The sequence below is a fragment of the Lysinibacillus sp. GJ-1 genome (assembly GCF_021166035.1).
GTDB lineage: Bacteria > Bacillota > Bacilli > Bacillales_A > Planococcaceae > Lysinibacillus > Lysinibacillus sphaericus.
Map to the genome: position 1 here is coordinate 327,437 of NZ_CP088912.1, position 26,164 is coordinate 353,600.

The window sequence follows — 26,164 nt, forward strand, 5'->3', positions numbered from 1 at the left end:
GCTTTACATGTTCCAAGCTATTGAAAAACGAACATTTGCTCGTGGTTTAACAAGGTGATTTTTGGACATTGATAATGGTTTTTTATATTTTCTTAAACATGAAAGGGGCTCGGATTGCGTAAAGCTTCCCTTTTTGTTACATAAAGATGCTAGCAAAATAGCGAATAGTTTTTAAAGTGGGGGAACAGATGTGATGCGAAAGAGGAGAATAGGTTTGGTAATAGCCGTATGTTGTATATGCCTCGGCATCATTATTTTTCTTCCTCTTCAAAAGGTATTCGCATTTACAGAAACAAGGGTAGACGATCCAATCGTACATTATATTCCACTAACATCTGATGAGGATTTTCGTATAAGGTACACACACTCTATCCATAAATCAGATGTACTGGAATATTATCGTTGTATAGAAGAACAGCGTATTCAAATGATTGGAATGGAGTATGAAGACTTAGCAATTGGGATGCCTGGCTACGCTGAGGAAAATCAAACGTTAACACAACGAGATGGTAAATATTTTTTGCAATTTGACAAGGAAGTCATTGAAAACTTCACAATTTATATCGGGGATTTAGACTTAGACCTTGTGTTTGTTTACAAGGAACAAGAATACGATTTAAAAAAAGATTTGCAAAGGGGTAAGTCCTATTTATTTGAGGTGAAGCGATTATCGCTTTATGAACGATGGAAAGGAGTTAGGATGAAATGACAAAACAGCATGAACGTAACACCGAGGTAAAAGAAGAATTTGAACAAATATCCGCTGAAGCGCAACAAGCGATACTTGAAAAATACGATATCGAATCCAATGTGCGAACGATATCAGGCATTATGAAACATATAATCTTCTTTGGATTATTGGCATTTTCATTGTTTCAATTGTATACAGCGATTTTTGGGCAATTTACAGCACCCATTCAACGGACGATTCACTTAGGGTTTGGCTTAGCTCTGATTTTCTTATTATTTCCAGCCCGTAGAAAGGCGCCAAAGCATAAAATTGCATGGTTTGATTATATTTTATCGTTATTATCGGTAGTAGTCGGTTCATATTGGGCATTGAATTATACAGAACTTGTTAATCGCAATGGGACCATTACACAGTTGGATTTTATAGTCGGTTTAATAGCTGTTTTCCTTGTGCTTGAGGCTGCACGTCGAGCGGTAGGTTTACCGATAACGATTATCGCAGTATGTTTTTTAATTTATGCCTATTTCGGTCCTTATTTCCCAGCCTTTATGGCGCATAGAGGTCAGGATTTTGAAAGTATTGTGAATCTGATGTTTTATACGACAGATGGTATTTTAGGAACACCGATTAGTGTATCGGCTACATTTATCTTTGTATTCTTATTATTTGGGGCATTTCTTGTAAAAACAGGAGTTGGGCAATATTTTAATGATCTGGCTGTAGCATTCGCTGGAAAATTAATTGGTGGGCCAGCAAAAGTAGCTGTCTTTTCAAGTGCTCTACAAGGTATGATTTCAGGAAGCTCTGTTGCCAATGTAGTCACATCTGGTTCATACACGATTCCGATGATGAAAAAGCTAGGATACCGTAAAGAATTTGCTGGTGCAGTTGAAGCGGCTGCTTCTACTGGCGGGCAGTTAATGCCTCCAATTATGGGTGCTGCGGCATTTCTAATGGTGGAGTTCATTGGACGTGGAATTACATATTGGGATATTGCAAAAGCAGCTGCTATTCCTGCGTTGCTGTATTTTACAGGTATTTGGATTATGACGCATTTTGAAGCGAAGCGTGTCGGCTTAAAAGGCTTACGTGATGATCAAATGCCAAATCGTAAAGAGGTATTTAAGAAGATTTACCTGTTACTACCAATTGTTTCTATTATTATACTGATGCTAACAGGTACGCCTGTTATGCATGCTGCACTGTATGGGATTTTAATATCCATTGCAGTCGCGATGTTTAACAAAGATACACGCTTAAAGCCGAAAGATATTATCGATGCACTAGTTGAAGGAGCTCGTACAGCACTTGGTGTAGTTGCGGCAACAGCTTGCGCTGGTATTATTGTAGGGGTAGTGGTTAAAACAGGTTTAGGCTTAAGTTTAGCTAATAGTTTAGTAGCTTTAGCTGGAGGAAGTATTATTTTAACACTTGTTTTCGTTATGATTGCTTCACTAATTTTAGGAATGGGTGCTCCAACAACGGCAAACTATGTTATTACATCAACCATTGCAGCACCAGCGATTGTGGCATTATTATCGCCTAATACACCACAAGAATTAGTGCCAGTTGTTGTCTTATTATCGGCGCACTTCTTTGTGTTCTATTTTGGTATTATTGCCGATATTACACCGCCAGTAGCACTTGCTGCATTTGCTGCTTCTGGAATATCAGGTGGCGATCCAATTAAGACTGGTGTAAACTCTGCAAAACTTGCCATTGCTGCATTTATTATTCCGTATATGATTGTTTTCTCACCAGCTTTATTAATGATTGATACAACGATACCGCAAATATTATGGGTAGTCTTTACGGCTGTTACGGGAATGGTTGCAATTGGTGCTGGCGTAATTGGCTATTGGTATCGTAAAGTGTTGTGGTTTGAACGTCTGATTGCCATCGTAGCTGGATTATTGCTCATCTATCCTGAAAAATTCTCTGACTGGGCAGGTCTCGCAATCTTTATTGTGCTTGTAGTGATTCAAATTTTAACACAGCATAAGTATGGCGGTAACGGTATGGACAATGATAATAAAAGCGTAACAGCTTAAGAAAATCGTAAGAGCATCCAAGTAAAGTAGTCACTTGGATGCTTTTTTGATATGGAAAAATGGAGAGGGATGACCATTGCTGTTTATTCGAATTTATTTTAAGTATATCTTATATCAAAAAGAGATGAAATCGATATATATTATGCATAATGAGTATTATTTATTGATTTTTAATAAAAAGTTAGTATATAATAAAATTATCAGAAAATTCAATTAACAAAGGAGGGTGACGAGGAATGGAACAATTATTAAACTCGAAATTTGAAACGTATTTGATGGATCAAGAGGCAGAATTCCTGACATCAAACCAAAATATTGAGGAGCAAACAAATCAACTCCAATATGAAGAATATCCAGAAGGTTTTTTTTCAAGTTTATAACGCATTTTCAAAAAGGCTGTGCTAAAAGTGGAACGACTACTTTTAACACAGCCTTTTACTATTGCATAAAAGTATAGTACAGTCACCTTTTTATGAAGTTTACATAAAATAGTAAGAAGTGTTGAAGCGTTTTATTATGAAGTTATATGATTTTAAAATGGATATAGTACTAATTTCATATATACTTTTCTAAAAAGCTTTCATGTATAATGGGGGAGAAAAAAAGGTATATCGAGGTGTGGTTATGACAAGTGCAGCAATGTTAGAAGAATCAATGTATCAATGGTTTGAACATTTTCATAATTATCCAGAAGTAAGTTGGAAGGAGTATGAAACAACTAAGAAAATTGCATCTATATTAGATGACTTAAACGTATCTTACCGTTTATTAGGTGATGTGCCAGGGTTAATCGCTGAAATTGGTACAGGCGATGAGATTGTAGCAGTTCGTGCAGATATTGATGCGTTATGGCAAGAAGTAGATGGTAAATGGCAAGCGAATCACTCCTGTGGTCATGATGCTAATATTACAATGGTACTAGGAGCGCTATTATTGCTTAAAGATCGACCGCTGCAACATCGCGTCAGATTTATATTCCAACCTGCTGAAGAAGTGGGAAATGGTGCTTGTGCAGCATTTGACCGTGGAGCAGTTGACGATGTTTCGCATTTATTTGGTGTTCACTTGAGACCGATTGAAGAGTTGCCTTTAGGAAAGGTTTCACCTGCTATCCACCATGGTGCTGCCTATTTTCTAGATGGAACAATACATGGTATTGATGCCCATGGTGCAAGACCGCATCAAGGTAAAAATGCGATTGATGTCATTATGGCAATACAATTAATGTTAAATAGCATTCATTTATCTCCATTCGAGCCACACTCTGCCAAACTAACTAAGATTATTGCGGATGGTGGTAGCACGAATATTATTCCAGGTAGTGCTAGCTTTTCAATGGATATTCGGGCGCAGCATAATCATCAGTTAGAATTACTTCGAAGCCGCATTGAATCGGGACTAAAATCAATCCAACAGCAGTTTGAAATTGAAATGAATTGGAAATGGGTCGATTTCACACCCGGTGCAGAGGTTTCACCAATTGCTGCTGAAATGGCTAAAAATGCTATTTTAGAAACACTCGGAGAGCAATTTTTGGCGGATGAAATTACAACACCAGGAAGCGATGATTTTCATTTTTATACAGTCAAAAAACCCGAACTAAAAGCGACAATGATTGGCATTGGTGCTAATTTAGTTCCTGGGCTGCATCATCCAAAAATGACTTTTGAACGAAGTGCATTAATAGACGCATCGAAAGTTCTTGCGTGTGTATTAGAAAAAAAGCCCATCCATGAATAGGTAATTCAAAGGGGTTCTATCCAAGCTTTACACGTTGGATAGAGCCCCTTTTTCCTTGCTTTTCGGGAAGAAATGCATAAAAATACGCGTTTTTGAATGGTTTGTAATTGCTATTTGGAAGCGTTTTTTTGCCCTTTAATATTCAGAATTGCTATAGAAGCATAAAATTTTTGCGTTGACTTTATATTTTTTGAATATTAAGCTAAAAATCGTAAAAATATATTTGCACTGATGAAATGCAAATTTATAATTGGGTGCAAAAAAAGGGGATGGGACAATGAAAAAGGATATTAGTGCAAGTTGGGCGCTCCTGACTTTTGCAATAATGATAACGACAATGCTAGTGACAGTAGTTATGTTAGAGCAAAGTCCACACGTGCCACTTATTGTAGGAACAATTGTGGCAGCAATTGTTGCCAAAAAACACGGCTTTAAGTGGATGGAAATAGAGGAAATGATGTATAAAGGTATTCGTCTAGCACTTCCAGCCATTGTCATTATTATTTTAGTAGGTTTGACAATTGGAGCATGGATTGGTGGTGGAGTCGTTGCTACCATGATTTTTTACGGCTTAAAGTTAATTTCGCCAGCTTGGTTTTTAGTAACGATCTTGCTATTATGTTCAATCGTTTCGCTAGCAATCGGTAGCTCATGGTCAACAATGGCAACAATCGGTGTTGCTGGTATGGGTATCGGTTTAAGTATGGGGATTCCTGCACCGATGATTGCAGGAGCAGTAATTTCAGGTTCATATTTTGGTGATAAAATGTCACCTTTATCGGATACAACAAATCTAGCAGCGGGCTTAACAAATACAGATTTGTTCGACCATATAAAACATATGCTATATACGACAATACCTGCATTAATCATTACACTTGTCGCATTTGGGTTTATGGGCAGAAGTTTTGCTGACGTAGCCATGAATTCTGAAAAAATACTGACTACGCTTGATGTTATGGAAAAAAGCTTTGTGATTTCTCCGTGGTTATTACTTGTCCCAGTTGGCGTTATTGTCATGGTGGCAAAAAAGGTTCCTGCGATACCAGCATTAATTATTGGGATTATTTCAGGATTCTTATTACAAATTTTTGTGCAAGGTGGATCGCCAACGATGGCTGTTCAAGCATTACAAGAAGGATTTGCTATTTCGACAGGAAATGAAATGGTGGACGAGCTCTTTAATCGTGGTGGCTTAGATTCAATGATGTATACGGTTTCAATGACGATTGTAGCCATGACATTCGGTGGGGTGTTAGAATATTCAGGCATGTTAAAAGCACTGATGGATGTCGTTGTGAAATTTGCTAAATCTACAGGCAGCCTTATTGCTTCAACAATTGCCGCATGTATTACAACAAATGCAACATGTTCAGAACAGTATATTTCGATTGTTGTACCTTCTCGTATGTTTGCAGGCGTATATCAAAACCGCGGCTTGCATTCGAAAAATTTATCGCGTGCGCTTGAAGATGGCGGAACGTTAACATCCGTATTCTTCCCATGGAATACTTGTGGTGTATTTATATTAGCAACGTTAGGTGTTAGCGCAATGGAATATGCACCTTATGCAATACTAAACTTTGTTGTGCCAATTATTTCAATTATTTATGGTTATGTCGGATTTGCCATTGTTAAGATGACACCAGAAGAAATTGAAGAGGCAAACCAACGTAAAAAAGATGCGCAAGAAAATGAAATGAATAATATGGTCGTAGCAGACTAAATTAAAACGAGTTTTGCTCAAATAGAGGGAATACTCTGAAGAATTTTGCTTAGTAAAGCCAAAGAGGGCAAGCCCCATCACGCAGCTAACTGTTGGCAAGAAGAGACTTTGTAATCATGATGTATACCATGAGATGAGGTGCTCGTTCGCCAAGGAAAGTGTTGTGATGGGGCTTGTTAGTTCTAAGAATAGGTTGCAAAATTTAATTCGTAAATTGTACGTGGTCGCCCCTGCTGATGGGTCATTTCTTCACCAACAATGTTCGCATAACCGTGGTCAACTAATTTTTTGATAATACGTTCAGTAGTCCGACGAGTAACTTGTAAGTATTCTGAAAGATTTTGCGCTGTAAATTGTGAAGATTGTCGTTCTCTACTAAATTGAATAATTTTCGAGATATTTAACGGGCTTAAGCTTGTCTGTTTAGCCATTTGTAAAATATACGGATCTTTTGTTTTTAAAGAGAGTTTACCTGCTGATTTTGGAAATGGGCCCAAAAGATTTTTTTGTTCATCTAAAATATAAATTTCATATGGTTTGGAAAATTTTAATGCATATGTCGCATTTTCAGCAGCTTCATATATGGAGTGTCCATAGCCAAAGGCGAGCCTAAAGGGCGTGTTTATTTGTTGCATTAGGTGCGATAAATTTTCCATGTCGAGTGCATTTTGTAAATGTCCAGCTGTTGTATAAAGCTCATAATAATGAGGGGTAATTTCCTTATAGGTTGCACGTATCGCTGCTGTAATTTGCTGTACAATGTCTGCGCATTGGTTATTTTCAGGAACAGCTAAAAATCCTACGACTGCTTTTGCCGATTCGGATTTAGTAAGCAGTGATCTTGATTTCGTTTCTTCAAGACATTGGATAATGGAACTTTTTGCATCTAACATGCGCATTGCAGGAATGTCCTGTAGCTGTAATTCATCAAATACACTATGAATGCTTGTAATAACATAATCAATTTGGTTTGCTTCCCAAAGAGCGACATGTTTTTTCAAAATATGTTTTGATGTTTCAGTAATGCAAATGGGGTGAACATATGGTTTTGTTCCGGTATATTCTATCTCTGATAGAACCTTATCGACAAAGATAGGGTGCATGACATCGATAGATACCCTTTGTAAAGAAATTGCTTTATTTGCAATAAGTGATAATAAAGTCGTCGCAATGGTTACCTCATCTTGCTTTAAATAATTCCAAGGAATCGGCAATGATTCGAGGGATGATTGGGCATGTAAATAGGGTAATGTTCCCCCGAGTAAAAGAGCATCACATGGTTTGATTTGTTTTAATAATGACGGTGCTTCGGAAGGCTGATTGTAAAGGTAAAATTCTAATTGAATATTCTCTATGTTTTGTGCGATACTAAGTATACGTTTCATAAAAGCTTTAGAACATATAATTGCTATTTTTGTAGGCATAGGCATCGTTCCTTTTCTATATTTTTTAAGTAATTAACGACATATTAACGACAACTATAAAATTACAGGAGTATGATATAAAATGAAAATCCAACAAGTAGAAATTTTTGCAATCCAATTACCACTTATCGATCCTTTTATTATTAGTTATGCTACTTATGATACAATGCCTTCTATCATTTTGAAAATAACAACAGATACAGGCATTGTTGGTTATGGTGAAGCGGTACCTGATGAGCATGTAACAGGCGAATCATGGGAAAGTACGTATGCAGTGTTAAAACACCAACTTGTCCCTGCGATTATTGGAGAAAATCCAATGGCTTTTGAAAAACTCCACGATAAAATGAATCACATCGTAAAGGATGTACCTGCTGCTAAAGCGGCAATTGATATTGCATGTTTTGATATTGCTGGTAAAGCGCTTCAAGTACCAGTATATCAGTTACTTGGCGGTCGCTATCATGAGAAATTCCCGATTACCCACGTGTTAAGTATTGGCACTCCTGAAGAAATGGCAAATGAAGCAGCTAGACGCGTAGAAATGGGCTATCAATCATTTAAAATGAAGGTAGGAACGGAAGTTAGACGTGACGTTGCTCGTATTAAAGCGGTACGTGAGCGTGTAGGCGAGGAGATTGCCATTCGTGTAGATGTCAACCAAGGATGGGGTAATGCCTCTACAACTTTACAAGGTTTACGTTTACTAAAAGATTTAAATATTGATTGGTTAGAACAGCCTGTTGATAGTGAAGATATTGACGGCATGGTAGAAATTAAATCTAAATCTGATGTCACGTTAATGATTGATGAGGGACTTCGAGGCGTACGTGAGATGCGTGAAATCATTTTAAAGCGTGCAGCAGATAAAGTAAATATTAAACTAATGAAATGCGGTGGAATTTATCCTGCTATGAAATTAGCTGTCATGGCGGAAATGGCAGGTATCGAATGTCAAATTGGTTCAATGGTTGAGTCATCTGTAGGTTCAGCGGCTGGTTTCCATGTAGCATTCTCGAAAAAAATTATGACTAGTGTAGAATTAACAGGTCCACTTAAATTCTCGAAGGATATTGGTAATTTACACTATGATGTACCGTTCATTTGTCTAACAGAAAAACCAGGCTTAGGTGTCGATGTAGATGAAACAGTACTTAAGGAACTATGTGAATTTTCAACAATAGTCACTGCTTAAGGAGGCGTTAACATGGATAGAATTTATGAAGGAATGCTAGGAGAAACGCCTTTTTATGTTACGAAATTACAACTTCAGCATTTACCTGCGATTGAGAAGTTACAGCAAGAAGTTTACGAGACTTTGCCAGACCAAAGCATTTTACAGCCTTTAACGACGGAAGAATTCGAGTACATTTTGCAAGGAAATGGTTTGATGATTGGGGCATATGTAGAGCATGAGTTAATCGGCTTTCGAGCATTATTAAATCCACCTATTGATAACGATCACCTTGGCTATGATTGCGGAATTCCAGAGGATCAGTTCCATCGTGTTTTATATCAAGAGATTTCCAATGTTTCGCCACATTATCGCGGCTACGGATTACAAAAAACATTAGCAACGATTGTGATGAACGCTATTGATTTGGATTGCTACGATTATGTTTGCTCTACGGTTAAACCGTATAATATACCGAGCTTAAAAGATAAATTTTCACAAGGTCTTGTCATAAAGGGCTTGAAGATTAAGTATGTTGATAAATTGCGATATATTTTCTATAAAGATTTACAACAGGAGCAACCAGTTTATACTGAAAAACGAGCTGTTTTGATGGGAGATACTGCCCTGCAGCAGCAACTGTTAAAAGCGGGATATACGGGAACTGCCATGTATGAAGAACAAAATGACTGGTTCGTACTTTATGAAAAATAGCTTGGAATAAAAGGAGGCCTTCCTTTCACAAAGTGTGAGAGGAAAGGCTTTTTTTATTTCTTGAGTGGGCAAAATCCACAAGCAAGTAAGCCAGGGATATCTTTTGAAAAACAGCAAGATTTACGGACAGGAACGTTAACTAAATTTGTAGGGCTTTGACCACCAGTATAGTCAGCCCACCAAGATTTTTGTGAAAAACGGGCCCAAGTTTTAGGGTTCTCTAAAGCCTCAATGTCTTCCATTGCCTGGTCTGCTAAGCCAGGGTTAGACAACAGTTGATGATAATGCCAAAGTAGATAACCAAAGAAATTTTCCCAAATGGTTAAAGGAGAGATGGATGTTACTTTGCGCAATTGCTGAACGATGACATGCCCATCATATAAAATTTTTTCAATCACAGATTGTCTTTCATCTTCATCCACGTAACGCCAATCATTAGGGTTCACAAACATGGCAACTGTAAAGCTATTGAATTCCTTGGCCGCATCAAAACGAATGTCAATTGGCTTTCCATCCCATACTTCATCATAGGCAGCAAGCATATATAGCTGCATTGCAAAAAACATACCATAGCGACGTGCAAAATGGGAAATAGCTGCGGTTTCCGTTGCCGCATCCGTAATACCCATCATAAGGTTTAAAAAATCGGGATGGTAAAAGTCTTTATGTATATCAGCTAATGTAAATAATGTTCGTTTTGGTTCTGTTGTATAAATACTGTAGGAATTCAGTTGTCTTACTTGATCCATCGTTAAAGCTGGCACTGTCATCACCTTTTCTTTTCAATCATTAACATCCATTATAAATTAATCATTTTTACTTCACAAATGGAATGCGATATAGTAAAATACATTAAACATATCTGAAAGGTAGGTTTTTAAATGTCATTGCCATATGCAATTCCAAGACCACTTGTACGACTCAATCAATGGACCATTTTGTTAAGTGTCATAGTGACATGGATAACAGGGCTTGCTTGGATATTAGTCATTCCTTTAGTCGCTAATTTACTTGGTGTTTTATGTAATTTTAATCCCATTATCCGATTGGGAAAACTGTTTTTGAAAAAAGCACCAGCTTCCTATATACCTGAAGACGGCCAACAACAAAAATTTAACTCTAGTATTGCTAGCATATGTTTAGCTGGAGGATTCGTTGGGTTTTTCTTTAACTGGCATGTAGTAGGGTATGTATTGACAACAATGGTAGCCATCGCTTCATCTGTTGCTATTGCTGGTTTTTGTATCGGTTGCTTTTTGCATTTTCAGCTAAAACAGTGGCAATACAGAAGGTCACTTAAGAAGGCATTGTAATTATTTGAAAAATTTTTAAGTTAATTTAAAGATAATAGTTGACAATTTAATTGATAATGATTATCATTATCAATGTAAAGATTATTCCTCCTCTACAAAACGAGTGTAGAGAGGGTGAACTTTAGCTACTTTTCTCCAGAAGTTTGCTAGTTCATAAAGCGCTCCTAAAACCCCCCTCATTTTTTGGGAACGTAAAATCTCTAGACGGCTTATTCCTATGATGAATGAGCCGTCCTTTTTATTTTTTAGCAGCACCCTCATATGTTATGAAGACTGTTCAGATGGGGAGGTGTGTTAGGCCACATTCTTTTTTTCAAGTACCATTGTATAGTAGCTATGTAACAACATACCGACAATAATAATACCAAGTCCAGCAAGGGCAATTGGATCAGGAAAGGCAATGTTAAGTAGTAGCACCTCACCAATAATGACAAATAGTATTTCGGTTGATTGGGTTGCTTCCACAGCGGCTAGTTTGCCTTGATGTTCGCGCACACGGTCTGTTGCGATAAAAAATAGAATGGTTGCAATGACACCAGAGCTAATCCCGACTAGTAATGATTGTAGAACTTGGTTTAGTGAAGGTAGACCAACCGTTAAAACAGCATATAGCGCCATGATAATCCATGCAGGCATGGAAGCGATAGTCATACCAAGCACACGCTGAAATGTATCAATACGTCCTCCGCATATTTCCATCATTTTTCGATTACCGAGTGGATAAGCAAAAGCAGCAATCACTACAGGTAAAATCCCTAGCAGTAGATTTTTAGTTGGGGCAGACTGTGCCTGTGGTACTTGAATAAGCAATATTCCAACTAGAATCACACATGAAATAAGTAAGGAAATTAACGGGATTTTCTGTCGTACTGTTTTTCCAGCGATTACTGATACAAAAAGTGGAGCTAAAAGGACACCAGCAACGATTGTAAATTGCCATGTACCCGAAACGAGCCAACCTGGGCCGAATGCTGCAGCAAATGTAAGTGGTGCATAAAATAGTACAAATCCAATGAAGCTCCATAAAAGCCAAGCCCTTGGTTTGTTTTTCATTTCATTGGTAAGTGGTGAAAAGCCTTTACGATAAAAGACAATAGCTAGTAAAAACGGCAACATGAAAAAATAACGAAGTGATGCACTCCAGAGCCAGCTACCACCTTGCATTTCCATCGCGTGATTTAAAATAAATGTCACCGCAAAAAAAAGTGAGGCTAAGATGCCTAATGCAATTTCTTTCATAATTCATCATCCTTAACTTTTATGTAGTTTGAAAATTCAGTCATTAATCTCGGCAGAAAAAGTAATATCTGAAGGTTAAGTAAAAATCCGCGTTGCCTCCTAAGAAAGTAAATGCACGACATTGCGTAAGCAGTGCTTATCGTGCCTTGCTCTATGGGAGCCAAGCGGATTTTAGTATCTGAAAGACTTTGTACAAAGTCTTTCCTTTTTAATATTTCTTATTGCTCGAAGTAAAGTTAAACTTACTTGCCTTGTTGTTCAAATAGTTGCACGATTTCAAGAATAACTTGTGTTGCTTTTTCCATTGTTTCACCAGAGACATATTCGAATTTACCGTGCATGTTTTCTCCACCTGCAAAAATATTTGGTGTAGGTAAACCCATGTAGGAAAGTTGAGAACCATCAGTACCACCGCGAATCGGTAATGTATTCGGAGTAATATCTAATTTTTCCATTGCTTGACGGGCGATGTCAACAATTTCTTTTACAGGCTCGATTTTTTCACCCATATTATAGTATTGATCTTCGATAGAAATTGTCAGTGCATCTTTGCCAAACTGTGCTTGTATTTTGGCAGCAGCATCTCGCATTAATTGCTTTTTCTCTTCGAATTTTTGACGATCATGGTCACGTACAATATAAGAAAGCTCTGTATGTTCAATAGCTCCTTTGAAGTCCATTAAATGGATGAAGCCTTCATAACCTTCTGTTTTTTCAGGTACTGCATCTGTAGGCATTTCATTTTGGAAGGCAATTGCCATCGTGATAGAGTTGACCATTTTATTTTTCGCTGAACCTGGGTGTACACTCGTCCCTTTTGTTGTTACTTTAACGCCAGCAGCATTAAAGCTTTCAAATTGTAGCTCACCAAGTGGTCCGCCATCCATTGTGTAGGCATAGTCAGCGCCGAATGCAGCAACATCAAATTTATGTGGGACCTTACCAATTTCTTCATCAGGTGTGAAAGCTACACGAATTTTACCATGCTTAATAGCAGGGTTATTTATTAAGTATTCCATAGCAGTCATTATTTCAGCGATGCCAGCTTTATCGTCCGCACCTAGTAATGTTGTACCATCTGTTGTAATTAGCGTTAGGCCTACATAATTTTTTAGTTCAGGAAATTCAGTTGGAGACATGATTAAATTTTCGTTTAATTGAATGTCACCGCCATCGTAGTGATCGATGCGTTGAGGATTCACATTTGTACCAGTGAAGTCTGTAGCTGTATCCACATGCGCTAAAAAGCCAATTGTGGGAACTACTTTATCTGTATTTGCTTCAAGTGTTGCAAATAAATAGCCATTGTCATCTAGTGTAATGTCTGTTAAGCCGATTGCAGCCAATTCTTCCTTCAATACATGCAATAAATTAAATTGCTTTTGAGTGGAAGGAGTAGTTTCACTTGTGAAGTCGGATTGTGTATCGATTTTTGCGTAGCGAATTAATCGCTCGATTACTTGTTCTTTCATAGGTATATGCAGCCTCCTTTGTAGGTGTCTGGCACTCAAACAATTCTGAATTGTTTGAGTGCCAGGCACTTTCATTGTACCACTTTACTTCGGATTTCGGAATATTGAAGGATGCTCAATGCAATAAGTATTTGCGCACTATAATAGGTCATCATAATAACCTCATGCGCAAAAGGTAATGGCATGATAAACTTATTAATCGCTAAATAGGAATCGGATGCGATAAATAATAAAGCGCCAATAATAGCAAAGGGAGAACCTGTACGAATAGCCGTCCAGCCCATCGTTAAAATGATAGAAATATAAGCAAGAACTGCAAAAGTAAGTACGGTTTCTCCGGATTTAAATACGGTACTGGCAATCCAGATAGTCATTGCGGCACCATATAGAAGTAATCCGATTTTTGCCCAAGTTGGTACTGGCTGTTCACTAGTACCTGAAAAGGCGAAGATATAAAAAACATGACCGATTAAGAAACTTGTAAGACCAATAAGAAACCATTGTAATGTGTAGTCTCCTATCATACAAAAAACTAGACCTATAATAATGAATAGTTGATATTTTTTAATCGATTGTACTTTTTGGGTTATCGCCATAAAGATTATCAAAATCATCGGTATGACCTTGAATATCAGTTTTACATTTTGGTCAATATGCGAGAAGAAAAAAATATAATAAAGACCAAGCACAATGATACACGTTAACAACCATTTTTTCGCCAAATTTTTCAGCCCCTTTTCTTTGAAATTCTCTATCGATGCTTAAAATCCTTTATTCGTCATTAAGCTGTATTATTCAGAATTGTTTTACCGAAGAGTAGAAGGGAAGAAGTGTCCGTATAATTTATGTTTGAAACTTTTTTAGTATGTAACCGTAAATAAGAAGACAGTAAGTGAGGAGAGGGTGAACGAAATGACTAAGCTATTGATAGCTTCTGCAGTCATTGCAATTATTGCGAGTGTATTATTAACACCGTTAATAACGAAAAAGCGTGAAGATGGACAATCGAAAAAAGTAATTGGCTACTTTTTTATCGGAGTCTTTGTTATAGGATTTATTGCATCAGGTATTACGCTATATGTTACAAAAATTGATGTTAACTGGCTTGTCTTTTGACCAGTGATTATACTACTCACTTTGAGTGGTGCATTTCTTGCAAGTGGTATTGAAAGAAAAGTGAAAGGTGGTTTATTTTTAGCAAGCTTATTCGTCGGCGTGTATGTATTGTCCGCACCGCTATGGAATGCTAACGATAAATTCAAATCCGCGGAAATGAAAGAAGAGGTTGAAATCAAGCCGTTTGATGAAACACAAACGCCAGCGAGTGTTCCACCAAAATTCGTCCGCAATAAAATGAAAAAAGCTTTCGGCCAAGTACCGAATACAAGCTATTATGAACTAGGACGCTTACAAATCCAAAAGGTAAATGGTGAATATGTTTATATTGCACCTGTTGAATTTTCAGGTTTCTTTAAATGGATGAACGGCAAAACGACACCTGGTTATTTTACAATGAGTGCGACAGACTCAGCGGATAACCCAAAATTTATCGCACAGGAAATGAAATATGTTCCTTCTGCCTATTTAAATGCTAATTTGGAGCGTCATATGCGCTTGCAACATCCTTTCCTTATTTTCTATGGGGATGTTCAGCTGGAAATCGATGATGACGGTAAACCGTACTATATCCGTTCCTACGGGGAGTTTATATCTGCTCGAAATGGCTTTGATGTACAAGGGATTGTCCTTGTAGATGCATTAACAGGTAAATCTGAAATTGTGAAATTAGCAGATGTTCCAGCATTTATTGATGGAGCTGTTTCACCTGAGACAGTAAGTTTACAAAATAGCTATTACGGAAAATATGTGCATGGTTACTGGAATAGTATGTTTGGCAAAAAAGATGTCAAATTACCTTCTGATGAAGGGACTGAATCGAATGTAAGTCCGATATTTAATGAGGAAGGCGAAATGTACTATTTCACAGACTTCACGAGTCCAAAAGAGGGCGTGGATTCAATGCTGGGCTATTCATTAACGAATGCACGAACTGGTGAAGCGACATATTATACAGGAAATCAAGATGCTTCATATATGGATTCACAAGGAAATCTACAAATTATTGAAAAGAAATTTATTGAGAAGAAGTGGGCAGGAGAAATGCCTGTATTGTATAACTTTTACGGGGAAGCAAGTTGGTTAACAGCAGTGCTCGATGCGAATGGCTTCTTACAAAATTATTTTATCGTTTCCGCAGCAAATCCTGAAATCTCAGCCTATGCAACAACACCAAAAGAGGCGTTGAAATTATATAAAACAGCGCTTAGTCGTGGAGGAAGTACGGTTGAAGGTAGTTCGAATGCAGAAGAGAAAAATGCAAGTGGAACAGTACTACGCGTTTATAAGGAACGCCTAGGTGACTTTACCATTGTATCGTTTTTACTGAATAATGGTGAAAACTATTCAGTAAGTGCAGAGACGGAGCCTCTTGCGATTTATTTACAAGAAGGTGACGAAGTAGTTATTACGTATGGTGAAACAGGAGAACAGTTTTTACCAGTACGCTCGCTAATTATTAAAGGGTTACAATAAACAAAAGACGATCAGCACAATGAATTTTGTTGGCTTGATCGTCTTTTTTATGTAGTTTGCGTTTCAATGTAACGGTGCATTTTTTCTTTATGATTTGTAAAAAGTGTAGAGGCATGATCATTTAATGCCAGTATCTCTTGAATATAACCATGTAACAAATTCGTTTCATATTCGAAAGAGAACGATGTTTCACTTTCTATAATATGCTCCAATAAAAGTGCGTGTAGCACAACCACTTCTAGGTTCTGCGTATTCGTGACAAATTTTAAATTTAAAATGGTTGTATAGGAAACGAATTGATCGACGTAGGCAATAGCTTCTTTGTATTGTTTGATATCAATATGTTGTTCTAGCCTCTTTCTTAAAAGTACACAGTCGTTATTTAAGTCTTGTATTTTTAAAAATAAACTTCTTACGCTTCTCTTATGTTGTTGTTCTAGGGTACGAGCAAGATGCTTATTAACATAAGACATTTTTGCATAACTCCTTTCGAGATAGGGTCCTTCTATTAATATTAATGAAAAGGTAGGAAAAGGAAAGAGTCTTTTCGTTTAATTTGTACCTGAATTTAACAGACCATTCAAGACAAAAATACTACATAAGCTATAAAAAAGGGTTCAAAATATAAAAAAAGTGGAGTTATTATCATACGATAGTAACTCCAAAAGAAAAAGTCATTTCCAATTAAAACCTTTCTGTGCTAAGAAGCGATTGATAAAAGGACGACGTTGTTCAATTAAAAAATCAGCCATTTGCTTTGTCCAGTTATCAATTTTACGATTGGAGGAGCGGCTATTGTAATAAGCTTCCATTGTTTCATTGTAAGCTGGTAAAAGTTCCTCGTATTTATCACAATTGTACTCATTTTCATGTAGGACAGCAGCTACTGGTAAGCGAGGTTTGACTTCATTGCGTCGTGCAGGAACGCCAATTGTTAAACCAAACAATGGGAATACATAATCTGGTAGATTCAATAATTCGCTAATTTCCTCAGGCTTATTACGTACACCCCCAATATAGCAAATGCCATAGCCCATTGATTCAGCAGCAATCACAAAGTTTTGTGCGAATAACGAAACATCTGCTACACCAACGAGGACATTTTCAGCCGAGTCTGCCACAATATCAACACCTTCTAATTTCCCAGCCATTTGCAGACGTTTAAAGTCTACACAAAAGACAAAAGCACCACCCGAAGTTTCGTATTGACGTGGATTGCCAGAGAGCAAACCGAGCTGTTCTTTTTTTGCTTCGTCTGTTACCCAAATTACGCTATAGGCTTGTACAAAGTGAGAGGTTGCCGCCATCTGTGCTGTGGCAATTAAATCTTCAATAATTTCTTTAGAAATAGGATTTCCATCGTAAATACGAACTGAAGAGTGGTTACGCAATAATTCTTTCACCATTTAAAAATTCTCCTTTTCCCCTTAAATATACCAAGAGCATATCACGCTTTTTCGCTAAAATCGAATAAACTTCAATAAAAAAACTTAAAATCATTTATAAAAAACTATTTTTAAATAATTTGAGCTAGGACAAAAATACCTCGTAAAGTAAAATATATTGTTAGATATAGCTTAAATGTTCTCTTTAGTGTAAAATTATGTATGGCGACAGATTATTTATCTACTGTATTTTGACATTTGTGGGTGTACGGATGTATAGGACAAATAATCTAGTTGAAGCAATTAAATGTGGGATGGAGGAATAAGGAATGGATGAAAAGTTAGCAAAAAAGCTTCGTAATGAACAGTTACGAAACAAAGTTGTAACAGCAGAAGAAGCAGCATCTTGGATTAAGGACGGCATGGTACTTGGTATGAGCGGATTTACACGTGCAGGCGATGTGAAAGTGGTACCGCTTGCACTTGTGGAGAAAGCGAAAACAGAAAGCTTCAAAGTAGATGTATATACAGGTGCATCACTTGGACCAGAAGTCGACCAATACTTAGCCGAAGCGGGTGTAATTCGCAAACGTGGTCCTTTCCAAGGAGACCCAGGTATCCGAAATATGATCAATAGTGGAGAAGTCACTTATGTTGATGCCCATTTATCACATAATGCGGAACTAGTACGCCAAGGTATTATTGGTCCGATTGACTTTGCTATTATTGAAGCTGCTGCAATTACAGAAGATGGCTTATTAATTCCTACAACTTCAGTTGGTAACTCTCCGATTTTCGTACAAGAAGCAGATCAAGTAATCATCGAGCTAAACGTAGCCCAGCTTGATGCATTAGAAGGTGTGCATGATATTTTTGTACCAGGACCACAAGGTAAACGTGATCCAATTCCAATGCTAAATGCGTCAGATCGTCTTGGCACAATTGGCATTCCACTAGACTTAGATAAAGTAAAAGGTATTGTTATTTCAGATATTTTAGATGCGCCATCAACAATTGTTCCAGCTGATGAAGAAACAGATATTATGGCAAATCATTTGCTGAACTTCCTGCGCGAAGAGATTAAAGTAGGTCGTTTAACAACAAGTTTACGCCCGTTACAATCAGGTGTAGGCTCAGTAGCAAATGCTGTATTACTAGGTTTCAAAGATTCCGAGTTTGAGAATTTAGAAGTTTATTCAGAAGTACTGCAAGATGCTGTTTTTGAATTAATGGATGCTGGAAAAGTAAGCTTTGCATCTGCTACTTCTATTACCCTATCGGAAGAGGTAGGAAACCGTGTTTATGGAAATTTTGAAAAATATGCTGATAAATTAGTATTACGTCCACAGGAAATTTCTAATCATCCGGAAATTATCCGTCGACTCGGTTTAATTTCTGTAAATACAGCGCTTGAGCTAGATATTTATGGTAATGTAAATTCAACTCATGTTTCTGGCACACGAATGATGAATGGGATTGGTGGTTCTGGTGATTTTGCTCGTAATGCACGGTTAGGTATTTTTGTGACGAAATCGTATGCAAAAGGCGGTAAAATTTCTAGTATCGTACCAATGGTTTCGCATGCAGACCATACAGAACATGATGTAGATATTATTGTCACAGAACAAGGTGTTGCAGACTTGCGTGGTTTAGCGCCGAAAGAGCGTGTAGGTCGTATTATTGAAAACTGTGCGCATCCAGATTATAAGGAACAATTATGGGCGTACTTTAACGAAGCGAACGAGGCAACAGGCGGCCACCATACACCACATATTTTAGAAAAAGCGCTTTCTTGGCATGTCAATTTAGCTAAGAACGGTACAATGCAAGATCCATCATTTGCAAAATAATGATATAAAAAAGCCTTGAGAGTTTGTTTGTTGTCTCTCAAGGCTTTAATTTGTTTAAGTTTATTTTTTAAAGGCAGATGTTACTTTAGGCTCTGTCCCTTGGATAAGCCGTTTAATATTTTCAATATGCAACATAAGCGCGATACCAAAAAGAACAATTGCAATCATTGTTGGTCCAATACCAGGTATCCATAAGTAAGTTGCTGTACAAAAAACAATATAAAATACAAGCACACCAATGATTAAATAATTTGTTGTTAAAGATAAAATGACAAATAACATAAGTGCAAATAATGCAATTTTCCAATCAATAGCGAGCAATATGCCTATGATTGATGCAGTTCCTTTACCGCCTTTGAAGCCCATATGGAACGGGAAGTTATGACCTAGTATTACACTAGCAGCTATAGCATAGGTTAATAACCACATTTGTACTTCAGTAAATTGTGAAGCATTGGAGGTAAAGTAGTAAAGTGCGCATAGTACGGCAGCAACGCCTTTACCTATATCAATAAGTGCTACTAATATGCCGTATTTCCATCCAAGAGAAAGCGTTGCGTTTGAGGCACCCGCATTGCCATGACCAGTCTTTTTTAAATCTACTCCAGATAGAAACTGTGCCACTTTAGAGCCATGAATACAGCCGATTAGATAACCAATAATAATAAAAATAATCATGGCTTTTACCATAAAAATACTCCTTTCAAACTACATTTTTATATAGTGTATGTGTTCTTATTACGTAAAGGAGCAGACAGAAGTTTCAGAAAAAAATAAATTTTACTGTTGACAGAAAAAAAGTCTATGTTTATACTGTGTAACAACGATGGAAATTGAATCACATACTCTTATCAAGAGCGGCGGAGGTATAGGCCCTATGATGCCCGGCAACCAGTGAGTGACGAACTTGCTAAGGTGCTAATTCCTACAGATTCTTACTTGGATCTGGCAGATAAGGGAGGAAAACTTGCAACCGCAACCCTCTTCTTAACTGAAGGGGGTTTTTGTTTTCTCACATAAATCCTCCTCATCTCCGGTACCATCGTAAAAACCCATTTAGGAGGAAGAAAACATGTCGAATTTTAAACCAGAAACTTTACTATTACACGGTGGCCAAGAGCCAGACCCAGTGACAGGCTCTCGAACTGTACCGGTGTACCGTTCTACAGCTTTCGTATTTAAAGACACTGCTCATGCGCAACGTCTTTTCGCATTAGAAGAAGCGGGCAATATTTATACACGTATTACAAACCCAACTGTAGATGTTTTTGAAAAACGCGTCGCTTTATTGGAGGGCGGTACAGCAGCAGTAGCACTTTCATCAGGTGCAGCAGCTATCGCATTTTCAATTTTAAATCTTGCAGGAGCAGGGGATGAAATCGTAGCAGCAAGTTCTTTATACGGAGGAACATATAACTTATTAGCAAATACACTACCAAACTACGGTATTAAAACAATTTTCGTAGATGAAACAAATCCTGAAAATTTCCGATCTGCCATTAATGAAAAGACAAAAGCAGTGTTCGCTGAAATTTACGGAAACCCAAGCTTAAAAGTGCTAGATGTAGAGGCAGTAGCTACAATTGCACATGACAACGGTTTACCTTTAATTATTGATAGCACTTTTGCTTCACCATATGGCTCAACACCAATCGACTTCGGTGCAGATATCGTCGTTCACTCAGCGACAAAATGGATTGGCGGTCACGGTACAACTTTAGGTGGTGTAGTTGTGGATGCGGGGAAATTTGATTGGACTCAAGGTAGATTCCCAGGATTTACAGAACCTGATGCATCTTATCATGGATTACGATACGGTATTGATACGGCAGCGGCTGCATTTGCCACAAAACTGCGCGTGCAATTACTACGTGATTTTGGACCAACATTAAGTGCAGATGCTGCATTTAACTTATTACAAGGTTTAGAAACGCTTCATTTGCGTATTCCTAAACATAATGAAAATGCATTAGCAGTTGCAGAATATTTACGTAACCACCCATCTGTGGAGTATGTAAACTATAATGGATTAGAAGATTTTGCTACACATGATTTAGCGAAGAAATATTTGAAAAATGGCTTCGGTTCAGTGCTTACATTTGGCATTAAAGGTGGACGAGAAGCAGGCCGTCAATTAATAGACAGCGTAAAATTATTTTCACACGTAGCAAATGTAGGCGATGCAAAATCACTAATTATTCACCCAGCGTCTACAACTCATCAACAGTTATCTGCTGAGGAATTAATCCAAACTGGCGTTTCCGAGTCGCTCATTCGCTTATCAATCGGTTTAGAGGCAGTTGAGGATATTATTGCAGATTTAGAACAAGCTATTGCGCAAGTAACAACTACTGAACAAAAAGTAGAAGCATAACCTATTTAGATAAACAAAGATGTATGTTGTAGCGTTTACGTATTTTCTCATTCGAAAAGCCTCATTTGGTAATGCGTATAACGTTGCTACATTAATCCTTACCTCATTTGGTGAGTTTTCAGAAATTTTTTATAAATAATACCTAGTAATTTTATAAGTATTGTTGACTTGGTTAATACCATGCTGTATACTAGGGATTAAGTAAAACGTTCGAAAGGCTACCAACCTTGAACAAAGTGTTGATGTTACTAAACTTTCACCGCCATTCATTAGGCGAAAACAACTAACTTGTTTTCATAAGTGCTCCCCCACTTTTGAATATATACATGAAAGGGGGTAGCTACATAGCCAGTAGCTACTCTCGCTTTCCATAACTGATCGAAAAAGGAGTGTTATCAATGGCAAATATTTATCGTGCACAAAATGTAACTGCTTATCTTATATATGAATTAAATGAAAGCCATCATTTTGTAAATAATATACTCATTCAATACTTACTTTCGACAGTTGAATCAAAATGGCAACAAACCTTTGGACATAGTGCTTTTGAAGAAATCGTATATGCTAAAGAAGAAGGCTATACAGTAAAAGAAGTTTTTGAAGAGTATAAAGTTCATGGTACAGACCATATCGCGCTACCTGCGACAGAGTATTACTTACAATACGGGTCATTTCAACTAATTGAGCGCACATATGCCATACCGAACTTTACACAGGAAGAAATCAAACTAGTACAATCAGCTTTAGCACAATATCGTTATCGATTATTTTTACTGGCAAGTTAACTTTCCCTTATAATTTTTAGCTCATTCTCTACTGCTATAGGGAATGAGCTTTTTGTTGTGCTAAGTTATTTGTTGAATTTGTTTCGACTTTTCAAGACAGCCATTCTATAGGTAGTATCTTCGTACATATATAATAGAAGAAAGGCATTTTTTTTTATAAAAGAATCGTCAATAGTTGTTCAAAAATTATAGATTTATAAAAAAAACGTATAATAAAGGCAATGAAACCGATTTCTTTTGCACGCCTAGAGAAAACAAATGTCCATCCTAGAAAGATTTTTCTTGTGCAATGGATTTATTTGCGTTACAATTTTCTTTAGGTTAAATTTTGAATTATTTGAATATGTGCTTGTAGGCACAAACTTTATATAGAGAGAAAACTGGAGAAATGTACGTTGGAGGGAATCAAGTATGGCAACTATAAAGGCAGCGATCTTAGGATTTGGAACTGTAGGTCAAGGGATTTATCATATTTTAAATGAAAAGCGTGAAGAGCTAAAACATAAATTAGGCATTGAGTTAGAAGTAGCAAAAATATTAGTAACGGATGCTAGTCGTGAACGTGTTCCGGGCACAGCTCACTTAATGACAACGAGTATGGATGAAGTGTTAGCAGAGCCTGGCATGCAAGTTGTATTCGAAGCGATTGTCAATGAAGAGCCGGCATTTGGCTATTTAAAGCGTGCGGTTGAACATAAATGTCATGTGATTACAGCGAACAAAGTGATGTTTGCCAAACGTGGCTTAGAGTTACAGGAGCTTGCAAAGGCAAATGGTGTTTTCGTTGGCTTTGAAGCAACTACAGCAGGTGGTGTGCCTGTTATCAAAACGATGAAAAATATTTTGCTTGTAAATGATGTGAGTCGAATTCAAGGTATTTTGAATGGCACTTCAAACTATATTTTAACAAAAATGCGTGCGCAAGGCTGGTCCTTCGAGAAAGCCTTAAAAGAAGCACAAAACTTAGGGTATGCAGAAGCAGATCCTTATAATGATGTGTCTGGTCAAGATGCTTTTAAAAAGCTAATGATTTTAAGTGCTTTAGCATTTGGTGAACAACCAGATTGGGCTGATGTTGAAGTAATTGGTATTGACTGTATCTCTGCTGAACAGGTGAAAGATGCTTGTGAAAAAGGCTTACGTTATCGCCATGTAGCCGAAGTGGAGAAATTAGCGAACGGTAAAGTGGTGGCAAAAGTCGGGCCACAACTAGTAGATAAAGAGCATCCACTTTATCCAGTAGATGATGTTAATAATGCGGTTGCGCTAGAAACAAACTATATTGGTACATTAACATTGGTAGGACCAGGTGCAGGCATGTATCCAACAGCAAGCGTGATGGTGGAAGACTACGCTGAAATTATCGGTAAACGCGCTGGGTTCGTTGTAAGTATTTAAGTATGTGGTGCCAGTCACTCAAACAATTTTGAATTGTTTGGGTGACTGGCACTTTTAGTCTTTAGTCTTCATCTTTAACGTCGATATCTTCAGGAATGGGTGTGTTACGCCAAATTTCTATTTCTTCTTTTATCCGTTCTAGTTGTTCAAAATAGGTGCTAAATTGTGCACTGTTAATTAGTAATTGATGACCATCATATATGGAACGGATGCGTCCTTCATAAACAAGTCGTAGTACTTGCTCCTCTGGCATGCCAAGATCAATGGCTGTTTCTTCAATAGTTTTATACATAAGCGGTCGCTCCTTTTGATGTACCTATTATACCTTCTCTCGAATGGAAAGCATAATGATGGATTAATGTAAGGAAAGGAAATTGGGAATTGTTTGATTTTGGATAAATCTGTATAGTTAGTAGTAATCGTGTTATAGGCAGGAGGGATAAGCAATGGTCTATCCATATTTTTTTGTTCTTCTAGCAGCTATTTTATGGGGAATGACAGGGACAGCACAAACTTTTTTAGATAAAGGTGTATCTCCCATCGCTGTAGCGACGATTCGTTCAGCAATTGGAGGGGGTTTATTATTAGTCGTAGCCGTGTTAATACGCAAAATCTCTTTTCGGACATGGTCCTGGAAATGGACAATATTAGTAGCAAGTATTGCCTTATTCCAAGGTCTTTTTTACTTCCATCCGTTTAACAGGTGTAGCGATTGGAACCGTTGTGACAATTGGGAGTGCTCCAATGTTTTCAGGCGTACTAGAGTGGTTATTTTGGAAAACACGCCCCTCTAAAATATGGGGTATTGCCACAATCATGACGATTACAGGTTGTATTTTATTATTCATCAATAGTGGAGATCGTGCTATTCATTTAGGCGGGGCTGGGCTAGCTGTTTGTGCAGGATTATCTTTTGCCGTGTACACAAATATGAGTAAACAATTAATGGCGCAGCAGGAAGCATTGCCTGCAGTGGCGATGACATTTTCGATTTGTGCAGTATTGTTATTACCGTTTTCCATCAGTAGTGGCTTTAGCTGGCTTGCAGAGATGCAAAATTTATGGACAATGATTTTTATGGGCGTTATGTGTACAAGCATAGCGTATTTATTATTTTTAAGTGGGCTCCAGAAAATTAGCTCGTCCTCTGCTGTAACGTTGTCACTTGCAGAGCCATTGACTGCCGCTATGCTCGGGGTATTGCTAGTTGGAGAACATCTAAGTTCAACATCTTGGGTAGGTGTAGCCATGTTGCTTGGAGGAATTGTGGTTCTAACATTGACTGGAAGAAAAAATAAATAAGGATAAACAATAGGTAAAAGCTTAAGAAATTCTTCATTTTTATCCTAGTTGGTTTTTAAGATTTAAACTGTACACTATTAATTGAGAGCGAGGTGTATATCATGACGAAGTTAACAGTTCTTGTAACAGATGATGATCAAGATATTCGTGATGGTATTGAAATTTACTTAAAAAATGAAGGCTATCATGTTATTAAGGCAGCAGATGGTGTGGAAGCGATTGAAAAGCTGGAAAACAATGAAGTCCATTTGATTATTTTAGATATTATGATGCCCAATATGGATGGTATCACTGCAACGTTTAAAATACGAGCAGAACGCAATATTCCAATTATTATGCTTAGTGCAAAAGCTGAAGATGGAGACAAGATTCATGGGTTATCTGTTGGGGCAGATGACTACGTAACAAAGCCATTTCATCCACTAGAGCTGTTGGCGCGTGTTAAATCACAATTGCGTCGTTATGTACAACTTGGGACGTATCATGACGGGGTTGCGAAGGTGGAAATTGATGGTTTAGTGCTAGATGAAGATGCCAAGGAAGTAGTGTTAGAAGGCGAACCAGTTCGCTTAACACCCATTGAATACAAAATTACAGAATTATTAATGAAAAATGCAGGGCGTGTGTTTTCGATTCGAGAAATTTATGAACGTGTCTGGAATGAGGAAGCTTATAATGCAGAAAATATTGTAGCAGTCCACATTCGAAAAATACGGGAAAAAATTGAAGCGGATCCGAAAAATCCACGTTACTTAAAGGTGGTGTGGGGCGTTGGCTATAAAATGGAAAAATAAAATAGAAAAGTATGCCACGATAGCAGGGTTTGTGGCAGGTGTAATCGGTCTAATTTATTTCGGTATTTATGCCTATCAAATGGTCAATGCTCGCTCCTCCGAAATGCTACAGTTTTTTGAAAAAATTTTTTAGAGGAGCG

Annotated in this window: 23 protein-coding genes, 2 pseudogenes and 1 riboswitch; of the genes and pseudogenes, 16 read left to right on the plus strand and 9 right to left on the minus strand. The window is 37.5% G+C overall.

Annotated features, from left to right (window positions below):
* Positions 1 to 214 precede the first annotated feature (214 nt).
* From LO754_RS01560 to nhaC, 5 genes are all read left to right on the plus strand, one after another.
* Positions 215 to 709 carry a DUF1850 domain-containing protein gene (locus LO754_RS01560; protein ID WP_227665400.1) on the plus strand — a complete coding sequence of 165 codons (495 nt, stop codon included), beginning with the start codon at positions 215 to 217 and terminating at the stop codon, positions 707 to 709.
* The gene (locus LO754_RS01565; RefSeq protein WP_024362724.1) at positions 706 to 2,742 is read left to right on the plus strand and encodes a TRAP transporter permease; all 2,037 of its coding nucleotides are present in this window, start codon (positions 706 to 708) and stop codon (positions 2,740 to 2,742) included. Before LO754_RS01560 ends, LO754_RS01565 begins: the two co-directional genes overlap by 4 nt.
* Before the next feature lie 236 nt (positions 2,743 to 2,978).
* On the plus strand, positions 2,979 to 3,122 hold the full coding sequence (locus LO754_RS01570; RefSeq protein ID WP_162832718.1) for a hypothetical protein: 144 nt from the start codon (positions 2,979 to 2,981) through the stop codon (positions 3,120 to 3,122).
* A 244-nt stretch (positions 3,123 to 3,366) separates the two neighbouring features.
* On the plus strand, positions 3,367 to 4,482 hold the full coding sequence (locus tag LO754_RS01575; RefSeq protein ID WP_025218494.1) for an amidohydrolase: 1,116 nt from the start codon (positions 3,367 to 3,369) through the stop codon (positions 4,480 to 4,482).
* A gap of 277 nt (positions 4,483 to 4,759) precedes the next feature.
* Positions 4,760 to 6,208: a Na+/H+ antiporter NhaC gene (gene nhaC / locus LO754_RS01580; protein ID WP_024362726.1), complete on the plus strand. Its 1,449-nt coding sequence runs from the start codon at positions 4,760 to 4,762 to the stop codon at positions 6,206 to 6,208.
* 182 nt (positions 6,209 to 6,390) lie between these two features.
* Here nhaC and LO754_RS01585 read toward each other — a convergent pair whose 3' ends face one another.
* The gene (locus tag LO754_RS01585) at positions 6,391 to 7,632 is read right to left on the minus strand and encodes a hypothetical protein (protein ID WP_229388320.1); all 1,242 of its coding nucleotides are present in this window, start codon (positions 7,630 to 7,632) and stop codon (positions 6,391 to 6,393) included.
* An 82-nt stretch (positions 7,633 to 7,714) separates the two neighbouring features.
* Between LO754_RS01585 and LO754_RS01590 the strand changes: the two genes are divergently transcribed.
* Together LO754_RS01590 and LO754_RS01595 are read left to right on the plus strand one after the other, a co-directional pair.
* The gene (locus LO754_RS01590) at positions 7,715 to 8,827 is read left to right on the plus strand and encodes a mandelate racemase/muconate lactonizing enzyme family protein (protein WP_024362728.1); all 1,113 of its coding nucleotides are present in this window, start codon (positions 7,715 to 7,717) and stop codon (positions 8,825 to 8,827) included.
* 12 nt (positions 8,828 to 8,839) lie between these two features.
* On the plus strand, positions 8,840 to 9,520 hold the full coding sequence (locus LO754_RS01595) for a GNAT family N-acetyltransferase (protein WP_231785455.1): 681 nt from the start codon (positions 8,840 to 8,842) through the stop codon (positions 9,518 to 9,520).
* A 53-nt stretch (positions 9,521 to 9,573) separates the two neighbouring features.
* Here LO754_RS01595 and LO754_RS01600 read toward each other — a convergent pair whose 3' ends face one another.
* A complete protein-coding gene (locus tag LO754_RS01600; protein WP_024362730.1) occupies positions 9,574 to 10,284 on the minus strand; it encodes a Fe-S oxidoreductase in 711 nt (236 codons plus the stop codon).
* A 117-nt stretch (positions 10,285 to 10,401) separates the two neighbouring features.
* Here LO754_RS01600 and LO754_RS01605 point away from each other — a divergent pair, with 117 nt between their 5' ends.
* A complete protein-coding gene (locus LO754_RS01605) occupies positions 10,402 to 10,833 on the plus strand; it encodes a DUF4395 domain-containing protein (RefSeq protein ID WP_024362731.1) in 432 nt (143 codons plus the stop codon).
* Between the two features lie 294 nt (positions 10,834 to 11,127).
* On the opposite strand, the gene LO754_RS01610 is transcribed toward LO754_RS01605, so the two are convergent.
* From LO754_RS01610 to LO754_RS01620, 3 genes are all read right to left on the minus strand, one after another.
* Positions 11,128 to 12,072, minus strand: coding sequence for a DMT family transporter (locus LO754_RS01610; protein ID WP_231785456.1), 945 nt, complete (start codon positions 12,070 to 12,072; stop codon positions 11,128 to 11,130).
* A gap of 242 nt (positions 12,073 to 12,314) precedes the next feature.
* Positions 12,315 to 13,544: a peptidase T gene (gene pepT, locus LO754_RS01615; protein WP_231785457.1), complete on the minus strand. Its 1,230-nt coding sequence runs from the start codon at positions 13,542 to 13,544 to the stop codon at positions 12,315 to 12,317.
* A gap of 71 nt (positions 13,545 to 13,615) precedes the next feature.
* Positions 13,616 to 14,266 carry a lysoplasmalogenase gene (locus LO754_RS01620; protein WP_024362734.1) on the minus strand — a complete coding sequence of 217 codons (651 nt, stop codon included), beginning with the start codon at positions 14,264 to 14,266 and terminating at the stop codon, positions 13,616 to 13,618.
* A 190-nt stretch (positions 14,267 to 14,456) separates the two neighbouring features.
* Between LO754_RS01620 and LO754_RS01625 the strand changes: the two are divergent.
* A pseudogene (locus LO754_RS01625) lies at positions 14,457 to 16,136 on the plus strand (hypothetical protein).
* A gap of 47 nt (positions 16,137 to 16,183) precedes the next feature.
* Here the strand turns inward: LO754_RS01625 and LO754_RS01630 are convergent.
* Together LO754_RS01630 and chrR are read right to left on the minus strand one after the other, a co-directional pair.
* Positions 16,184 to 16,609, minus strand: coding sequence for a hypothetical protein (locus tag LO754_RS01630; protein WP_025218501.1), 426 nt, complete (start codon positions 16,607 to 16,609; stop codon positions 16,184 to 16,186).
* Positions 16,610 to 16,810: 201 nt separating this feature from the next.
* Entirely contained in the window at positions 16,811 to 17,542 is a 732-nt protein-coding gene (chrR, locus tag LO754_RS01635; RefSeq protein WP_024362737.1) for a class II chromate reductase ChrR, read from the minus strand.
* 308 nt (positions 17,543 to 17,850) lie between these two features.
* Here chrR and scpC point away from each other — a divergent pair, with 308 nt between their 5' ends.
* Positions 17,851 to 19,371, plus strand: a complete 1,521-nt coding sequence (scpC, locus tag LO754_RS01640) for a succinyl-CoA:acetate CoA-transferase ScpC (RefSeq protein WP_231785458.1) — start codon at positions 17,851 to 17,853, stop codon at positions 19,369 to 19,371.
* A 60-nt stretch (positions 19,372 to 19,431) separates the two neighbouring features.
* Here the strand turns inward: scpC and LO754_RS01645 are convergent, their stop codons facing one another.
* On the minus strand, positions 19,432 to 20,061 hold the full coding sequence (locus LO754_RS01645) for a glycerol-3-phosphate acyltransferase (RefSeq protein WP_024362739.1): 630 nt from the start codon (positions 20,059 to 20,061) through the stop codon (positions 19,432 to 19,434).
* Positions 20,062 to 20,216: 155 nt separating this feature from the next.
* Positions 20,217 to 20,330, plus strand: a riboswitch (SAM riboswitch).
* A gap of 113 nt (positions 20,331 to 20,443) precedes the next feature.
* Here LO754_RS01645 and LO754_RS01650 point away from each other — a divergent pair.
* From LO754_RS01650 to LO754_RS01660, 3 genes are all read left to right on the plus strand, one after another.
* Positions 20,444 to 21,745 carry an O-acetylhomoserine aminocarboxypropyltransferase/cysteine synthase family protein gene (locus LO754_RS01650; protein ID WP_024362740.1) on the plus strand — a complete coding sequence of 434 codons (1,302 nt, stop codon included), beginning with the start codon at positions 20,444 to 20,446 and terminating at the stop codon, positions 21,743 to 21,745.
* 398 nt (positions 21,746 to 22,143) lie between these two features.
* Positions 22,144 to 22,530, plus strand: a complete 387-nt coding sequence (locus tag LO754_RS01655; RefSeq protein ID WP_231785459.1) for a hypothetical protein — start codon at positions 22,144 to 22,146, stop codon at positions 22,528 to 22,530.
* Positions 22,531 to 22,941: 411 nt separating this feature from the next.
* A complete protein-coding gene (locus LO754_RS01660) occupies positions 22,942 to 23,928 on the plus strand; it encodes a homoserine dehydrogenase (protein ID WP_024362742.1) in 987 nt (328 codons plus the stop codon).
* Positions 23,929 to 23,989: 61 nt separating this feature from the next.
* Here LO754_RS01660 and LO754_RS01665 read toward each other — a convergent pair whose 3' ends face one another.
* Positions 23,990 to 24,220: a MerR family transcriptional regulator gene (locus LO754_RS01665; RefSeq protein ID WP_024362743.1), complete on the minus strand. Its 231-nt coding sequence runs from the start codon at positions 24,218 to 24,220 to the stop codon at positions 23,990 to 23,992.
* Positions 24,221 to 24,374: 154 nt separating this feature from the next.
* On the opposite strand from LO754_RS01665, the pseudogene LO754_RS01670 reads away from it, so the two are divergent.
* From LO754_RS01670 to LO754_RS01680, 3 genes and pseudogenes are all read left to right on the plus strand, one after another.
* Positions 24,375 to 25,230: pseudogene (locus tag LO754_RS01670) on the plus strand (DMT family transporter).
* A 101-nt stretch (positions 25,231 to 25,331) separates the two neighbouring features.
* Entirely contained in the window at positions 25,332 to 26,024 is a 693-nt protein-coding gene (locus LO754_RS01675; protein ID WP_024362745.1) for a response regulator transcription factor, read from the plus strand.
* Positions 26,002 to 26,157: a hypothetical protein gene (locus LO754_RS01680; RefSeq protein WP_162832719.1), complete on the plus strand. Its 156-nt coding sequence runs from the start codon at positions 26,002 to 26,004 to the stop codon at positions 26,155 to 26,157. The genes LO754_RS01675 and LO754_RS01680 overlap by 23 nt, the downstream gene beginning before the upstream one ends.
* Positions 26,158 to 26,164: the final 7 nt, after the last annotated feature.

Bases quoted from the DNA above. Each gene is read 5' to 3' on its own strand.
- LO754_RS01605 (WP_024362731.1), top strand. From the start codon at position 10,402: ATGTCATTGCCATATGCAATTCCAAGACCACTTGTACGACTCAATCAA.
- LO754_RS01575 (WP_025218494.1), top strand. From the start codon at position 3,367: ATGACAAGTGCAGCAATGTTAGAAGAATCAATGTATCAATGGTTTGAA.
- scpC (WP_231785458.1), top strand. From the start codon at position 17,851: ATGGATGAAAAGTTAGCAAAAAAGCTTCGTAATGAACAGTTACGAAAC.
- LO754_RS01630 (WP_025218501.1), bottom strand. From the start codon at position 16,609: ATGTCTTATGTTAATAAGCATCTTGCTCGTACCCTAGAACAACAACAT.
- LO754_RS01610 (WP_231785456.1), bottom strand. From the start codon at position 12,072: ATGAAAGAAATTGCATTAGGCATCTTAGCCTCACTTTTTTTTGCGGTG.
- LO754_RS01645 (WP_024362739.1), bottom strand. From the start codon at position 20,061: ATGGTAAAAGCCATGATTATTTTTATTATTATTGGTTATCTAATCGGC.
- pepT (WP_231785457.1), bottom strand. From the start codon at position 13,544: ATGAAAGAACAAGTAATCGAGCGATTAATTCGCTACGCAAAAATCGAT.
- LO754_RS01655 (WP_231785459.1), top strand. From the start codon at position 22,144: ATGGCAAATATTTATCGTGCACAAAATGTAACTGCTTATCTTATATAT.
- LO754_RS01590 (WP_024362728.1), top strand. From the start codon at position 7,715: ATGAAAATCCAACAAGTAGAAATTTTTGCAATCCAATTACCACTTATC.
- LO754_RS01675 (WP_024362745.1), top strand. From the start codon at position 25,332: ATGACGAAGTTAACAGTTCTTGTAACAGATGATGATCAAGATATTCGT.
- LO754_RS01665 (WP_024362743.1), bottom strand. From the start codon at position 24,220: ATGTATAAAACTATTGAAGAAACAGCCATTGATCTTGGCATGCCAGAG.
- chrR (WP_024362737.1), bottom strand. From the start codon at position 17,542: ATGGTGAAAGAATTATTGCGTAACCACTCTTCAGTTCGTATTTACGAT.
- nhaC (WP_024362726.1), top strand. From the start codon at position 4,760: ATGAAAAAGGATATTAGTGCAAGTTGGGCGCTCCTGACTTTTGCAATA.
- LO754_RS01585 (WP_229388320.1), bottom strand. From the start codon at position 7,632: ATGCCTACAAAAATAGCAATTATATGTTCTAAAGCTTTTATGAAACGT.
- LO754_RS01650 (WP_024362740.1), top strand. From the start codon at position 20,444: ATGTCGAATTTTAAACCAGAAACTTTACTATTACACGGTGGCCAAGAG.
- LO754_RS01660 (WP_024362742.1), top strand. From the start codon at position 22,942: ATGGCAACTATAAAGGCAGCGATCTTAGGATTTGGAACTGTAGGTCAA.
- LO754_RS01570 (WP_162832718.1), top strand. From the start codon at position 2,979: ATGGAACAATTATTAAACTCGAAATTTGAAACGTATTTGATGGATCAA.
- LO754_RS01565 (WP_024362724.1), top strand. From the start codon at position 706: ATGACAAAACAGCATGAACGTAACACCGAGGTAAAAGAAGAATTTGAA.
- LO754_RS01595 (WP_231785455.1), top strand. From the start codon at position 8,840: ATGGATAGAATTTATGAAGGAATGCTAGGAGAAACGCCTTTTTATGTT.